A 14,639-nucleotide genomic window follows, 5' to 3' on the forward strand; every position below is an offset into this window, starting at 1 on the left:
ATGCGTTTCACGACCCGACTCGCGCTGTTCACGGCGCTCCCTGCCCTGCTGTTCATATTCGCCCTGGGGGCCAGCCTGTGGGGGTTGGCGCGCATGCAAAGCGACTTCAACCGCTACATCCGTACCGAGCAGGCCGTGGCCACGGGGCTGCAGGAGCTGTATGCCCAGGGGCTGCAAAGCGGGCAAGCCCTGCGCAACATCGTGCTCGACCCGGGCAACGCGCGGGCAGTCGACAACTATCTGGCAGCCGCGAAGGCGTTCGACCAGGCCTACACCACCACCCTGTCCAGGGCCAAGGGCACTGCATCGGAGACGGGCTTGGAGCAGATTGCTGCATTGCACAGCACGCAGACCACCATCCGGGACAAGGTGCATACCCTGGCGCGCAGCGACACCGCCGCCGCCATCGCACTGCTGAATAAAGAGGAAATACCCGCTTGGCGCACCTTGCGCGCAGCACTGCTGCAGCAGATCGATGCCGCGCGCAAGGCCGAATCTGCGGCGCACGACGCCACCCAGGCCAAAGCGCAGCGCATCCAGTGGATGGTCGGCGGGCTGGCGCTGCTGGCCGTGGTCGTGGCGGCAGGGCTGGGCTGGGCGATGGCACGGACCCTGCACCGCGAGTTGGGCGGCGACCCCGCCGAGGCGCGCGAGGCCCTGCGCCGTGTGGCCGAGGGCGACCTGCACCTGGACGACGCATCGCGCCGCCGGGGCGTCCCCGTCGGGCTGATGGCCGAGCTGGCGCGCATGCAGAGCAGCCTGCGCAACCTCGTGGCCCATGTGCGCGACGCCTCGCTCAGCATCACGCATGCCTCCAGCGAGATCGCCCAGGGCAACCAGGACCTCTCCGCACGCACCGAAAGCCAGGCCAGCGCACTGGAGCAAACCGCCGCTTCCATGGAAGAACTGGGCGCCACCGTACGCCAAAACGCCGATAACGCACGCCAGGCTAACCAGTTGGCCCTGAGCGCCTCCACGGTTGCGGCCCAGGGCGGCGAGGTGGTGGCCAAGGTCGTTGACACCATGCACGGCATCAACGACAGCGGGCGCCAGATCGCCGACATCATTGGCGTGATCGACGGCATCGCTTTCCAGACCAACATCCTGGCGCTGAACGCCGCCGTCGAGGCCGCGCGCGCCGGTGAGCAGGGCCGCGGCTTTGCCGTGGTGGCAGGCGAGGTGCGCGCGCTGGCGCAGCGCAGCGCCGATGCCGCCAAGCAGATCAAGGGCCTGATCTCCACTAGCGTGGAGCGCGTGCAGCAAGGCTCCCAGCTGGTGGACCAGGCCGGCGCCACCATGCAGGAGGTGGTGGCCGCCATCCGCCGCGTCACCGACATCATGGGTGAGATCAGCGCCGCCAGCAGCGAGCAGGCCGGTGGCGTGGCCCAGGTGGCCGAGGCCGTGACCCAGATGGACCACGCCACGCAGCAAAACGCCGCCTTGGTCGAAGAGAGCGCAGCCGCCGCGCTCAGCCTGAACCAGCAGGCGCAGGAGCTGCAGCGCGCGGTGGAAGCCTTCCACCTCGAAGCAGGCAGGGCCACCAGCCGGCCCGCGCTGACCTGAACCGCATAACGCAAGAAGGAATCCATCACCATGAACGCCCGCATTCCCAGCCCCACCCTGCACAGCGCGGAGGCCCTGGAGCGCATCGGCCAGGTCTGGGACGCGCAGATCGTCCCGCAGCTCACGGAATACATTCGCATCCCCGCCAAGTCGCCCATGTTCGCCCCGGACTGGGCGGCCGAGGGCCTGCTCGACACCGTGGTGCGCAACGCTGCCGCCTGGGTCGAGGCACAGAAGGTGGCAGGCTTGACACTGGAGATCGTGCGCCTGCCCGGACGCACGCCAGTGCTGTTCTTCGAGGTGGCGGCCACGCGGGCGCAGTCCACGCAGACGGTGCTGATGTACGGCCACCTCGACAAGCAGCCCGAGTTCGAGGGCTGGCGCAAGGACCTGGGGCCCTGGACGCCCCTGTACGAAGACGGCAAGCTCTACGGCCGGGGCGGCGCCGACGACGGCTACGCCGTCTACGCCAGCATCGCCGCCGTGCAAGAGCTGCAGCGCCAGGGCGTGCCGCACCCGCGCATCGTGGGCCTGATCGAGACCTGCGAGGAAAGCGGCTCCACCGACCTGCTGCCCACCATCGACGCGCTGCGCCCGCGCCTGGGCAACGTGGGCCTGGTGGTGTGCCTGGACAGCGGCGCGGGCAACTACGACCAGCTCTGGCTCACCACCAGCCTGCGCGGCATGGCCAGCGGCACGCTGAAGGTGGAAATCCTCACCGAGGGCGTGCACTCGGGCGACGCCTCGGGCCTGGTGCCGTCGAGCTTTCGCATCATGCGCCAGGTGCTCGACCGGCTGGAGGACAGCCGCACCGGCCGCCTGCTGCCCGAGGGCTTTCACTGCGCCGTGCCGCCCGAGCGTCTGGCCCAGGCGCAGGCCACGGCCGCCATCCTGGGCGAGGCGGTTTACCGCAACTACCCCTGGGCACATGCGGGCTGCGGCGCCACCTCGGCCTTTGCCCTGCCCACTACGCAGGACCCAGTGCAGGCGCTGCTGCGCCGCACCTGGGAGCCCACCCTCAGCGTCACCGGCGCCGAAGGCCTGCCCACGCTGCGCAACGCGGGCAACGTGCTGCGTCCCTACACCGCCTTCAAGCTCAGCCTGCGCCTGCCGCCGCTGGTAGACGCCGCCACCTGCGTGCAGGAGCTGAAGGCGCTGCTCGAAGACAACGCGCCCTACCAGGCCAAGGTCACCTGGGAGGTGGAAGGCGCCGCCAACGGCTGGAACGCGCCGGACACCGCACCCTGGTTCGCCCAGGCGCTCGATGCCGCCAGCCTGGCGCACTTCGGCGCGGGTGTGGGCTACATCGGCCAGGGCGGCACCATTCCGCTCATGAACATGCTCAGCCAAGGCTTTCCGCGCGCGCAGATGATGGTTTGCGGCGTGCTCGGCCCCAAGAGCAACGCACACGGGCCGAACGAGTTCCTGCATGTGCCCTACGCCAAGAAGCTCACCGCCGCCGTGGCCCAGGTCATTGCCAGCATGCCATAAGCGTTTTTTGGCTCTAGCGCTTACCCAGCAAGCGCTGGCAGCTTCTTTTTCAATAGCATGAATGCCCCACTCTACCCCTGGGGCACCGTGCCCTCTATGATGCGTCGAGCCCCGCCCCCGCCGACGCACCATGCCTCACACCTCTGACCTGGACGCCCTCCCCTACACGCTGACAGCCTTCACGGCCAGCGATGGCGAGAACCTTGCCGTGTACGACTGGCCCCTGCCCGACGCGCCACGCGCCACGGTGCTCCTGGTGCACGGTCTGGGCGAGCACGCCGGGCGCTACGACGCGTTGGCACGGCATCTGGGCGCCTGGGGCTACGCGGTGCGCGGCTACGACCACTATGGGCATGGCGAATCCAGCGGGCCGCGTGGCGGGCTGCCGTGGGACACGCGCCTGCTCGACGACCTGACCGACATCGTCGATGCCACGCGCGCGCGCATGCCGGCGGGCCAGCCGCTGGTGCTGCTGGGCCACAGCATGGGCGGGCTGGTGGCGGCGCGCTTCGTCGCCCTCGGGATGCGGCCGGTCGATGCGCTGGTGCTGTCCTCGCCCGCGCTCGATGCCGGGCTGGGCCCGGTGCAGAAGCTGCTGCTGGCCACGCTGCCGCGCATCGCGCCCAACCTGCGCGTGGGCAACGGGCTGGACGCGCGCTACCTCTCGCATGACGACGCCGTGGTGCGCGCCTACCTGGCCGATCCGCTGTGCCACAACCGCATCAGCGCGCGGCTGGCGCGCTTCATCGCCGAGGCCGGGCCGGCCACCGTGGCCCGCGCCGCGCACTGGCAGGTGCCGACGCTGCTGCTGTGGGCCGGGGCCGACCAGCTGGTGAACCCAGCGGGCAGCCGCGCCTTCGCCGCCGCCGCGCCCAGGGGGCGCGTGCAGGCGCACTGCTTTGAGCCGCTGTACCACGAGCTGTTCAACGAAAGCCCCGAGCTGGCCGACCCCGTGTTCGAGCGGCTGCAGCACTGGCTGGCCGCGCACGTCTGACGCGCTGCTACGGCGTGCCGCGCGGCGGCAGGGGCCGGGCCAGGCTGCCGGCGCGCTGGCCGGTCTTGGACAGGTACATGGCGCGGTCGGCGCTGGCCAGCAGCGCCTCGGGGTCTTCGCCATGCTCGGGGTACATCGCCAGCCCGATGGACGCGCCGATGCATACCAGCAGCGCCTGCTCCTGCGCCTGGATCTGCCAGGGCTGCGCCAGAACGCCCGACAGGCGCTGCGCCAGGGCCAGCGCTTGCTCCCGCCGGTCGATGCCGCGCAGCAGCACGGCGAATTCGTCGCCCCCCAACCGCGCCACGAAGTCCGACGCGCGCGCCACGTGGCGCAGCGTCCGCGCCACGTGTACCAGCACCTGGTCGCCCGCGGCATGCCCATGGGTGTCGTTGATCGGCTTGAAGCCATCAAGGTCGAGGTAGAGCACGGCGAAGCGCGACTGCATGCGCCGCGCCAGCGCCACTTCGGCGCCCATGCATTCCATGAACTTGCTGCGGTTGAGCAGCCCCGTCAGACCGTCGTGGCTGGCCAGATATTCCATGTGCTGCTGGTGCGCATGGCGCTCGGTCACGTCGGTGAAGGTGCGCAGCATGCCGCCCCCCTGGACGGGCAGGCTGCGTATTTCCAGGATGCGCCCGTTGGGGCGCCGGCGCACCACCAGCGGGGGGATGGGCGCACCACCGGCCGGCTGGAAATGCGCGATGGCCTCGGGCGGCAGGCCGTCGAACTCGCCCTGCGCGCGCTGGTAGCGAATCACGTCCTCGACATGGGGGCGGTTTTGCAGCACCTCCGGCGGCAAGTCCAGCAAGGTGAAGACGCGCTGGTTGCAGAACTCCACCCGCCCCTCGGCATTCACCATGGCCACGCCCTGGTCCATGGTTTGCAGCGTGGTTTGCAGGATGGCTGATTCCCGCTCCAGCAGGGCCGCGCTCGCGCGCGCGGCGGCCTCGGCGCGGGCCAGCAGGGCCTGCTGGCGCTTCAGCTCGGTGATGTCCAGGTGCGCGTACAGGCACGCACCAGCGCCGTCGGGCCGTGCCACCACGCGGCAGTAGCGCGGCCCGGGCAGCGTCAGCTCGAATGGAGCGCCCGTGAAGCGCAGCATCTCGCCCAGGGTCTGCAAGCCCTGGGTGCAGGCGTCGGCATCGGGGGCGTTCACGCGCGACCAGGCGGCGTGGAACACCTGCGCCAAGGTGGCGCCCACGGCGGCCTGCGGGTCGCGCAGGCGGTACATATGGGCGAACGCCGCGTTCACCCAGGTAATGCGCCCTGTGGCGTCGCACAGCATCAGGCCGTTGGGCACACGGTCGAGCAGCGACAGCGGCGAGCCGCTGCCCGCCGGCAGCGGCATGATGGGGGCTTGCTCTTGCTGCACATCCTGGTGCAGGCGCCACAGGCGCAGCCGCCCGACGCCGTCGATGGGCAACGAAGACACCAGCAGTTCGCGACCGCTGTGCGTGAACACATACGGCTGGGCCTGGTGGCGATGGCGCGCAATGCCCGCCTCGATGTACTCGTCGATGTGCGCCATCTCCTCGGCCCCTAGCCGGCTCAGGTAAAAGCGGCGCAGGTTATGGCGGTAGTGCTCGCCCACGAAGACATGGCCCTCGTGCTCGGGAAAGTAGCGCAGGAATGTGTCGTTCCAGGCCACCGTCTGGTCCTGCGTGTCGAACAGACACATGGCAATCCCCAGCCCATCGAGCATGTGCCCCAGGGGTTCAATCCACGCATTCGGACGGGTGTTCATGGTGTGCAGGGCTCCAGCCTGCATATCGAAGCCCTATGGTGCAGGTGTTTCCTTTAGCTTACACCAGCCTTCTGGAATACCGATGGCGCATTTCTACGCACCAACCCGTATCTGGCGCTGGCGCCACGCCAGCCAGGCGAGCCCGGCGCCCGTCAGGCCGATGGGCAGCAGCGAGCCCCAGTTGAGCAACGTCCAGCCCTGGGTGGTGACCAACGCACCCGAGGCAAACGAGGTCAGCGCCATGGTCGCGAACACGCAGAAGTTGATGGCCGCCTGCGCCCGATCCTTTTCCTCGGGCCGATAGGCCTGCATGGCGAGCGTGGTGCTGCCGGTGAAGAGGAAGTTCCAGCCCACGCCCAGCAGCGTCAGCGCCACGGTGAAATGCGCGATCTCCACCCCCGCCAGCGCCACAGCCACGCAGGCGGCGTTGAGCAGCACGCCCACGCCCATCACCGCCAGCACGCCGAAGCGCTTGATCAGGTGCCCGGTGAAGAAGCCCGGCGCGAACATGCCGATGACGTGCCACTCCAGCACGAACGCCGCGTCGGCGAAGTCGTAGCCGCACACCTGCATGGCCAGCGGCGTGGCCGCCATCAGCAGGTTCATCACGCCGTAGCCCAAGGCGGCGCCCAGCGTGGCGACGAAGAACGCCGGCTCGCGCAGCAGCGCCCCCAGCGGGCGGCCCTGGGATGCCGCGCCACCCGCCGCCTGCACCACGGCCGGAAAGCGCACGAACGCCATCAGCAGCATGGACAGCAGCCCCACCAGCACCAGCGCCATGTAGGCCCCGGCGAACGGCGCGGCCAGCAGGTTGCGCGTGTGGTTGGCCAGGTTGGGCCCGGCCACGGCGCCCAGCAGCCCACCGGCCAGCACCAGCGACACGGCTTTCTCGCGGAAGGCCGGGGGCGCCAGCTCGGCCGCCGCGAAGCGGTACAGCTGCCCGTTGGCGCTGTAGTAGCCGGCCACTACCGTGGCGGCGCACAGCAGCCAGAACTGGTGCGCGAACGCGGCCCAGGCGCACAGCAGGGCCGAGCCCACGGCCACTGCCAGCCCGATCTGGAACGACACGCGCCGCCCCCAGCGCCGCTGCGTACGCGCCACCAGTCCGGTAGACAACGCACCGCCCACCACGTAGCCCATGACGGGCAGCGTGGCCATCCAGCCATAGGGGGCGAGCTGCAGCCCGACCAGTCCATTGATGGCGATGAAGACAACGTTGTTGGTAAGGAAAAGCCCTTGGCACAGGGCCAGCAGCCAGAGGTTCTTGTTCATGGTGTTTTGTGCTGCATCAATTCCGAGCAATTAGCTAGGGCATTGTGCCGCAGCGTTGACCCAGGTCAGCGCTGCGGCCGTAACCCCGCCGTAAGGTGCGGGCCCATGCACGGCGCCTGACCGCCGTGTCGGCAAGGAAACCACGTGACCCACGAAGCGAGCATCATCGACCCTGCCACCGTGGTAGGGTCAAGCCCTGGCGCCCCTGATGCAGGCGCCCCTCCCACGCGCGCGCCGGAACTGGTATGCCCCGCGGGCAGCCTGCCCGCGCTCAAAGCGGCCATCGACGGCGGCGCCGACTGCGTCTACCTCGGCCTGCGCGACGCCACCAACGCGCGCAACTTCGCGGGCCTGAACTTTGACGAAGCGGCCATCCGCAGCGGCATCGCCTACGCCCATGCGCGCGGCCGCAAGGTGCTGCTGGCGCTCAACACCTACCCGCAAGCCAGCAACCCCGGGCCCTGGCGTGCGGCGCTGGACAAGGCGGCCGCCTGGGGCATCGACGCCGTCATCCTCGCCGACCCGGGCCTGATGCGCTACGCCGCCGACCACCACCCGCAGCTGCGCCTGCACCTGTCGGTGCAGGGCTCGGCCACCAACCACGACGCCATCAACCTGTACCACCAGCAGTTCGGCATCCAGCGCGCGGTGCTGCCGCGCGTGCTCTCGCTGGAGCAGGTCAAGCAGGTGGTGCAGCGCACGCCGGTGGAGATCGAGGTGTTCGGCTTCGGCAGCCTGTGCGTGATGGTGGAGGGGCGCTGCGCGCTGTCCTCCTACGCCACGGGCGAGTCGCCCAACACGCATGGCGTGTGCTCGCCGGCCAAGTTCGTGCGCTGGCAGGAGACGCCCAAGGGCCTGGAGTCGCGCCTGAACGGCGTGCTCATCGACCGCTATGGCCACGGTGAGAACGCCGGCTACCCCACGCTGTGCAAGGGCCGCTTCGACGTGGGCGGCGAGCACAACTACTACGCGCTAGAGGAGCCCACCAGCCTCAACACGCTGGAACTGCTGCCCCAGCTGGTGAAGATGGGCGTGCGCGCCTTCAAGATCGAGGGCCGCCAGCGCAGCCCTGCCTACGTGGCGCAGGTCACGCAGGTGTGGCGCGAGGCCATCGACCACTGCATGGCGCAGGGCCACCTGTACGCGCCCAAGACGGCCTGGATGGCCCGCCTCGACCAGGTGGCCGAAGGCCAGCAGCACACCTTGGGTGCCTACCACCGTCCCTGGAAATGAACACCATGAAACTCGCCCTTGGCCCGCTGCTGTACTACTGGCCGCGCGACACCGTTTTTTCCTTCTACCAGGCCATGGCCGAGACCGCCGTGGACGTGGTCTACCTCGGCGAGGCCGTGTGCTCGCGCCGCCGCGAGCTGCGCCAGCGCGACTGGATCGACATCGCGCGCATGTTCAAGGACGCGGGCAAGCAGCCCGTGCTCTCCACCATGGTGCTGCTCGAATCCACCGCCGACGTGGCCGCCATGCACAAGATCGTGCGTGACAAGGAGTTCCTTGTCGAAGCCAACGACATGGGCGCCGTGCACAACCTCGCGGGCCAGCGCCCGTTCGTGGCCGGCCCGCAGCTCAACCTGTTCAACCCCGACGCCCTGGCCTGGATGGCCGGCCTGGGTGCGTGCCGCTGGGTCATGCCGCTGGAAATGCGCCAAACCGACCTCGCCGCGCTGCTGCAGCAGCGGCCTGCGGGGCTGGAAACCGAGGTCTTCGCCTACGGCCGCATGCCGCTGGCGTTCTCGGCGCGCTGCTTCACCGCGCGCCACTACAACCGGCCCAAGGATGACTGCGGCTTCGCCTGCATCGAGCACCCCGACGGGCAACTGCTGCAAACGCGCGAGGGCGAGGGCTTCCTGGTGCTCAACGGCATCCAGACCCAGTCGGCGCGCGTGCACAACCTGCTGCAGGACGTGCCTGCCCTGCGTGCCCTGGGCGTGGATCTGCTGCGCCTGTCGCCACAGTCGCAGCACATGGCCGAGGTCATCGCGGCGTTCGATGCCGCACGCCATGCCGCGCAGCCCGACCCCACGGCGCTGGAGCGCATGCGCGCGCTCATGCCCGCCGCCCCCTGCAACGGCTACTGGCACGGCAAGCCAGGGCTGGACCTGATCATCGAATCCGCGCATGCTTGACCCGGAGGCCCCATGACCACTCCCCCGCCGCCCCCCTTCACCCTGCCGCGCCCCGTGGGTGCGGTGCTTGCGCGCCTGCCCGCCTACCCGGGCTCGGTGCTGCTGGTCACCGCCATCAACCTGGCCCTGGCGCGCCACCTGCCCGACGATGTGAAGGCGCTGCTCCAGGGCAAACGCCTGTCCATCCGCGTGCGCGACGCGCGCCTGGCGTTCGACTTTTCGTGGAACGGCCAGCGCTTCGCGCCGAGCGCGCCGCAGGCCCAGCCCGACCTGGCCATCAGCGCCAACGCGCAGGACTTCATGCTGCTGGCGCAGCGCCGCCAGGACCCGGACACGCTGTTTTTCAACCGCCGCCTGGTGATGGAGGGCGACACCGAGCTGGGCCTGGTGGTGAAGAATGCGCTCGACGCCCTGGAGCTGCCCGTGCTCGACCCCGCGTACTGGACGCCGCGCGCCGTGCTCGCGCGCCGCGCGCCGCACCTGGCGCGCCAGTTGCCACCGCTGCCGCCGATTTTTGGAGGCCGGCCATGAACGACCCGGCCCCCGCCTCGGACCATCCGCTAGGCGCACGCCCGCTGGTCTATTCCTGCTCCGGCTGCTCCAGCGCCGCGCAGCTGGCCAACCACGTCGCCGTGCAGCTCGACCGGCGCGGCGTGGCCGAGATGTCGTGCATCGCCGGCGTGGGCGGCGACGTGCCCAAGCTGGTCACGCTGGCCCAGTCTGGCCGCCCCATCGTCGCGCTCGACGGCTGCCCGCTGGTGTGCGTGAAAAGCAGCCTGGCGCGCCACGGCATCACCCCGGCGCGGCACTACCAGCTGCACGAATACGGCGTGAAAAAACGCAACCACCAGGACTTCGACCCCGCCCAGGCCGCCGAGGTGCTGGGCCGGGTCGAAGCCGACCTGATCGACCACCCGCTGCGCAAAGAGGCCGCATGACCCCCCTTCCCCGCCGCATCATCGTCGGCATTTCTGGCGCCAGCGGCGCCGTCTATGGCGCGCGCCTGCTGCAGGGGCTGCGCGAGATCGGCAACGTCGAGTCGCACCTGGTCGTCTCCGACGCAGGCTGGCGCAACCTGCGCCACGAACTGGACATGGACCGTGCCAGCGTCGAGGCACTGGCCGATGTGGTGCACGACCTGGCCAACGTGGGTGCCAGCATCGCCAGCGGCTCGTTTGCTGCGCACGGCATGGTGGTGGCGCCCTGCTCCATGCGCACGCTCGCGGCCGTGGCCCACGGCCTGGCCGACAACCTGCTCACGCGCGCCGCCGACGTGGTGCTCAAGGAACGCCGCCGCCTGGTACTGATGGTGCGCGAGTCCCCCCTGCACCTGGTGCACCTGCGCAACATGGCCACGGTGACGGAGATGGGCGGCATCGTCTGCCCGCCCATGCCTGCGTTCTACCAGCGCCCCACCAGCGTGGGCGAGATCGTGGACCACAGCGTGGCACGCGCGCTCGACCTGCTAGGCATCGAAAATGCCCTGGCCCCGCGTTGGCAGGGGCTGCCACCCAACTCCTGATTCGATAGCTGCCAGCGCTTGCTGTGCAAGCGCTGCAGGCTTATTTCATTCAAAACATGCACTACCGCGACCTGCGAGACTTCATGGCGCGACTGGAGGCTGCAGGCGAACTGCGCCGCATCGCTGCGCCCGTCTCACCGCACCTCGAAATGACCGCGCTGGCCGACCGCGTGCTGCGCGCGGGCGGCCCGGCACTGCTGTTCGAGCAGCCCACGGGCCACACCATGCCGGTGCTTGCCAACCTGTTCGGCACGCCCGGGCGCGTGGCGCGCGCGCTGGGCGTGGCCGGGCTGCCGGAGATCCGCGCCTTTGGCGAAGTGCTGGCGCAGCTCAAGGAGCCCGAGCCGCCGCGTGGCATGAAAGACCTGTGGAGCAAGCGCGACCTGCTCAAGACGCTGTGGAGCATGGCCCCGGCCACCGTGCGCCGCCCGCCCTGCCAGGAGGTGGTGTGGGAGGGCAGCGACGTCGACCTGACCCGCCTGCCCATCCAGCACTGCTGGCCTGGCGACGTGGCGCCATTGGTCACCTGGGGTCTCACCATTACGCGCGGGCCGCGCAAGGCACGCCAGAACTTAGGGATATACCGCCAGCAGCTGCTGGGCAAGAACCAGCTCATCATGCGCTGGCTGTCGCACCGCGGCGGCGCGCTGGACTTTGCCGACCACTGCCGCCTGCACCCCGGCCAGCCCTACCCGGTGGCCGTGGCCATCGGGGCCGACCCAGCCACCATTCTGGGTGCCGTCACGCCGGTGCCCGACACGCTGTCGGAATACCAGTTCGCCGGGCTGCTGCGCGGCGCGCGCAGCGAGGTGGCGCCCGCTTTGGGCGTGCCGCTGCAGGTGCCGGCCAGCGCCGAGATCGTGCTGGAAGGCCACATCCATCCCGATGCCAACCACAAGAGCGGCTGGCAGCACGCGCTGGAAGGCCCCTACGGCGACCACACTGGCTACTACAACGAGTGCGCCGAGTTCCCCGTGTTCACCGTCGAGCGCATCACGCAGCGCCAGGATGCCCTGTACCACAGCACTTACACGGGCAAGCCGCCCGACGAGCCGGCCATGCTGGGCCTGGCGCTGAACGAACTGTTCGTGCCGCTGCTGCAGCGCGCCTTCCCGGAAATCCTGGATTTCTACCTGCCGCCCGAGGCGTGCAGCTATCGCATGGCCGTGGTGCGCATCCGCAAGGCCTACGCGGGCCACGCGCGCCGCGTGATGATGGGCGTGTGGAGCCACCTGCGCCAGTTTCTCTACACCAAGTTCATCGTGGTGGTGGACGAGGACGTGGACGCACGCGCATGGCCCGAAGTCATCTGGGCGCTGACCACGCGCATGGACCCCAAGCGCGACACGATGCTGATCGAGCACACGCCCATCGACTACCTCGACTTCGCCTCACCCGTGGCCGGCCTGGGCAGCAAGATGGGGCTGGACGCCACCAACAAATGGCCGGGGGAAACGCAGCGCGAGTGGGGGCGGCCCATGGCCATGGACGCCGAGGTCTGCGCACGCATGCATGCGCTGGCGGACGCGCTGGGGCTATAGCAATCGCTATCCAAAAGATAGCTGCCAGCGCTTTTCACACAAGGGCTGGAGGCCCAAAAGGCTTTAAATCTCGATCTTTGACCCGAGCTCCACCACCGCATTGCTCGGCAGGTTCAGGAAGTCGGCCACGCCGCTGGCGTTGTGGTGCATTTGCGCAAACAGCTTCTCGCGCCACGGCGCCATGCCGCTGCCGACGCTGGGCGTGACCACGTCACGCGAGAGGAAGTAGCTGGTGGTCATGGCGTCCAGCTCGCAGCCCCGGCCGCGCATCAGTGCCAGGGCACGGGGCAGGTCGGGGTCGTTCTTGAAGCCGTAGTTCACCGTCACCTGCCAGCAGTCGCCGCCCAGGGGCTCGATCTGCAGGCGCTTGTCCATGCCGATCCAGGGCACCTCGTGGTTGTGCACGGTGACGAACAGGTTTTGCGCGTGCAGGACTTTGTTGTGCTTGAGGTTGTGCAGCAACGCGTTGGGCACGATGCCCGGCTCGCCGGTGAGGAACACGGCGGTGCCGTCCACGCGCGTGGGCGGGCTGGCCATCACGGCGGTGAGGAAGTCGCGCAGGTCGATGGCCTCAGCGCGGCGCTTGTCGTGCAGCAGTTCGCGCCCGCGCTGCCAGGTCATCATGAGCAGGAACACGCTGCCGCCAATGAACAGCGGGAACCAGCCGCCTTGCAGCAGCTTGAGCAGGTTGGAGCTGAAAAACGCCAGATCCACCAGGAAGAAGCAGCCCGTGGCCGCAATGCACAGCGGCAGCGGGTAGCGCCAGTTGTAGCGCACCACAAAGAAGGTCAGCGTGGTGGTGATGAGCATGTCCAGCGTCACCGCGATGCCGTACGCCGCCGCCAGATTGCTGCTCGAGCGGAACATGACCACGGCCAGCACGATGGCCACGAACAGGCTCCAGTTGACGAAGGGCATGTAGATCTGCCCGGCTTCCTTGACGTTGGTGTGCTCCACGCGCAGGCGCGGCAGGTAGCCCAGCTGGATAACCTGCTTGGTCACGCTGTAGGCGCCGGTGATGAGGGCCTGCGAGGCGATCACCGCAGCGGCCGTGGCCAGCACCACCAGCGGCATCAGTGCCCAGGCGGGGGCCAGCATGTAGAAGGGGTTCTTCACTGCGTCCGGGTTCTCCAGCAACAGGGCGCCCTGGCCGAAGTAGTTCAGCGTCAGCGCCGGCATGGCGATGGAAAACCAGGCCACGCGGATGGGCTGCTTGCCGAAGTGGCCCATGTCGGCATACAGCGCCTCGCCGCCGGTCACGCACAGCACCACGGCACCCAGCAGCACGAAGGTGGTGCCGGGGTTGGCCAGCATGAAGCCCAGCGCATAGTGCGGGCTCAGCGCCCACAGGATCTCGGGGTGGCGCGCAATCTGCGCCACGCCCAGCGCGGCGATGGTGACGAACCAGACGATCATCACCGGCCCGAAAAAGCGGCCGATGCTGCTGGTGCCATGCTTTTGCACCATGAACAGGCCCAGCAGGATGACCAGCGTCAGCGGAATGATGGCGCCATGCAGGTTGGGCGACATCACCTCCAGGCCCTCCACGGCACCCAGCACCGTGATGGCTGGGGTGATGACGCCATCGCCATAGAACAGGCAGGTGCCGAAGATGCCCACCACCAGCAACGCGCGGCGCAGCGCGGGCTTCTCCTTCACCGACTGCGAGGCCAGCGCCAGCATGGCGACCAGGCCGCCCTCGCCGTTGTTGTCGGCACGCAGCACCAGCACGACGTACTTGAGCGAGACGATGAAGGTGAGCGTCCAGAAGAGGATCGACAAGATCCCATAGACGTTATCGGTGGTGAACGGCACGTGGCCCGAGCCGAACACTTCCTTGACGGTATAGAGAACGCTGGTGCCGATGTCGCCATAGACGACGCCAATGGCACCGAGGACAAGCGCTCCCAATGGTGATTTGGTGCTTTGCACAGTCTGGGACCCCGCAGGGTTCCATGTGGTGTGGGAGCGCTATTGTGCGCTGGCCTCACCGTGGCGCGCCGCCAGGCGCGTACGTATTGTTGCAATGCGACAACTCCCCGCAAGCCATGCAACCGGCGCGCCCCAGGCCAGCAGACGCCGCGCAAGGGCCGCCCCGCCGCGCGGGCGTCATCCCCCTTCCCGTAGCGCGAAGCGCGTAGAGAGAAGGGGGAAGCGGCGCAGCCGCTTGTATCTTCCATCCAGACCGTCGCGGTAGAGTTTGACTGCCGTAAAAGTAGCCAGACCGGCCCGTGCAGTTTGGTAGCCGCTGGGGTGTTCGAGCCCGTCCCTGAGTACAGAACGCACGGCCACCGCGCAGGTCTTCATTGAGCCCGAACGGTTACGCGCGCCACCGTTGAGCGCGCATGTACAAGCATGGGAGTTGAAG

General features: G+C 68.9%; 13 protein-coding genes. 9 read left to right on the top strand and 4 right to left on the bottom strand.

The window, feature by feature from the left end; translation table 11 throughout:
- The 3 genes from BN2503_RS21310 (at position 1) to BN2503_RS10570 (ending at position 4,048) form a co-directional block, all read left to right on the top strand.
- Positions 1–1,563: a methyl-accepting chemotaxis protein gene (locus BN2503_RS21310; RefSeq protein ID WP_054256619.1), complete on the top strand. Its 1,563-nt coding sequence runs from the start codon at positions 1–3 to the stop codon at positions 1,561–1,563.
- A gap of 30 nt (positions 1,564–1,593) precedes the next feature.
- The gene (locus BN2503_RS10565) at positions 1,594–3,054 is read left to right on the top strand and encodes a M20 family metallopeptidase (protein ID WP_054256620.1); all 1,461 of its coding nucleotides are present in this window, start codon (positions 1,594–1,596) and stop codon (positions 3,052–3,054) included.
- Positions 3,055–3,184: 130 nt separating this feature from the next.
- On the top strand, positions 3,185–4,048 hold the full coding sequence (locus tag BN2503_RS10570) for an alpha/beta hydrolase (RefSeq protein ID WP_054256621.1): 864 nt from the start codon (positions 3,185–3,187) through the stop codon (positions 4,046–4,048).
- 7 nt (positions 4,049–4,055) lie between these two features.
- Here BN2503_RS10570 and BN2503_RS10575 read toward each other — a convergent pair whose 3' ends face one another.
- Positions 4,056–5,795 (bottom strand): PAS-domain containing protein, encoded by a 1,740-nt coding sequence (locus BN2503_RS10575; RefSeq protein WP_054256632.1) that lies wholly within the window; start codon positions 5,793–5,795, stop codon positions 4,056–4,058.
- A gap of 93 nt (positions 5,796–5,888) precedes the next feature.
- A complete protein-coding gene (locus tag BN2503_RS10580) occupies positions 5,889–7,067 on the bottom strand; it encodes an MFS transporter (protein ID WP_054256622.1) in 1,179 nt (392 codons plus the stop codon).
- 180 nt (positions 7,068–7,247) lie between these two features.
- On the opposite strand from BN2503_RS10580, the gene ubiU reads away from it, so the two are divergent.
- The 6 genes from ubiU to ubiD are packed head-to-tail and all read left to right on the top strand — an operon-like array spanning position 7,248 to position 12,271.
- Positions 7,248–8,300 carry a ubiquinone anaerobic biosynthesis protein UbiU gene (ubiU, locus tag BN2503_RS10585; protein ID WP_139235446.1) on the top strand — a complete coding sequence of 351 codons (1,053 nt, stop codon included), beginning with the start codon at positions 7,248–7,250 and terminating at the stop codon, positions 8,298–8,300.
- A gap of 5 nt (positions 8,301–8,305) precedes the next feature.
- Positions 8,306–9,208, top strand: coding sequence for a U32 family peptidase (locus BN2503_RS10590; protein ID WP_054256634.1), 903 nt, complete (start codon positions 8,306–8,308; stop codon positions 9,206–9,208).
- A gap of 12 nt (positions 9,209–9,220) precedes the next feature.
- A complete protein-coding gene (ubiT, locus tag BN2503_RS10595; protein ID WP_054256623.1) occupies positions 9,221–9,739 on the top strand; it encodes a ubiquinone anaerobic biosynthesis accessory factor UbiT in 519 nt (172 codons plus the stop codon).
- A complete protein-coding gene (locus BN2503_RS10600) occupies positions 9,736–10,146 on the top strand; it encodes a putative zinc-binding protein (RefSeq protein WP_054256624.1) in 411 nt (136 codons plus the stop codon). Before ubiT ends, BN2503_RS10600 begins: the two co-directional genes overlap by 4 nt.
- Positions 10,143–10,730, top strand: a complete 588-nt coding sequence (locus BN2503_RS10605; RefSeq protein ID WP_054256625.1) for a UbiX family flavin prenyltransferase — start codon at positions 10,143–10,145, stop codon at positions 10,728–10,730. Before BN2503_RS10600 ends, BN2503_RS10605 begins: the two co-directional genes overlap by 4 nt.
- A 56-nt stretch (positions 10,731–10,786) precedes the next feature.
- Positions 10,787–12,271 carry a 4-hydroxy-3-polyprenylbenzoate decarboxylase gene (gene ubiD, locus BN2503_RS10610; protein WP_054256635.1) on the top strand — a complete coding sequence of 495 codons (1,485 nt, stop codon included), beginning with the start codon at positions 10,787–10,789 and terminating at the stop codon, positions 12,269–12,271.
- Positions 12,272–12,334: 63 nt separating this feature from the next.
- Here the strand turns inward: ubiD and BN2503_RS10615 are convergent, their stop codons facing one another.
- Positions 12,335–14,203, bottom strand: coding sequence for a potassium transporter Kup (locus BN2503_RS10615; protein WP_054256626.1), 1,869 nt, complete (start codon positions 14,201–14,203; stop codon positions 12,335–12,337).
- Positions 14,204–14,380: 177 nt separating this feature from the next.
- Positions 14,381–14,639, bottom strand: a 259-nt coding sequence (locus BN2503_RS20950; RefSeq protein ID WP_233495050.1) for a hypothetical protein, incomplete at its 5' end; no start/stop codon positions are given.

This window comes from Paenacidovorax caeni (genome assembly GCF_001298675.1).
Lineage (GTDB): Bacteria > Pseudomonadota > Gammaproteobacteria > Burkholderiales > Burkholderiaceae_C > Paenacidovorax > Paenacidovorax caeni.

Bases quoted from the DNA above. Each gene is read 5' to 3' on its own strand.
- BN2503_RS10605 (WP_054256625.1), top strand. From the start codon at position 10,143: ATGACCCCCCTTCCCCGCCGCATCATCGTCGGCATTTCTGGCGCCAGC.
- ubiD (WP_054256635.1), top strand. From the start codon at position 10,787: ATGCACTACCGCGACCTGCGAGACTTCATGGCGCGACTGGAGGCTGCA.
- BN2503_RS10565 (WP_054256620.1), top strand. From the start codon at position 1,594: ATGAACGCCCGCATTCCCAGCCCCACCCTGCACAGCGCGGAGGCCCTG.
- BN2503_RS10570 (WP_054256621.1), top strand. From the start codon at position 3,185: ATGCCTCACACCTCTGACCTGGACGCCCTCCCCTACACGCTGACAGCC.
- BN2503_RS21310 (WP_054256619.1), top strand. From the start codon at position 1: ATGCGTTTCACGACCCGACTCGCGCTGTTCACGGCGCTCCCTGCCCTG.
- ubiT (WP_054256623.1), top strand. From the start codon at position 9,221: ATGACCACTCCCCCGCCGCCCCCCTTCACCCTGCCGCGCCCCGTGGGT.
- BN2503_RS10580 (WP_054256622.1), bottom strand. From the start codon at position 7,067: ATGAACAAGAACCTCTGGCTGCTGGCCCTGTGCCAAGGGCTTTTCCTT.
- BN2503_RS10590 (WP_054256634.1), top strand. From the start codon at position 8,306: ATGAAACTCGCCCTTGGCCCGCTGCTGTACTACTGGCCGCGCGACACC.
- BN2503_RS10575 (WP_054256632.1), bottom strand. From the start codon at position 5,795: ATGAACACCCGTCCGAATGCGTGGATTGAACCCCTGGGGCACATGCTC.
- BN2503_RS10600 (WP_054256624.1), top strand. From the start codon at position 9,736: ATGAACGACCCGGCCCCCGCCTCGGACCATCCGCTAGGCGCACGCCCG.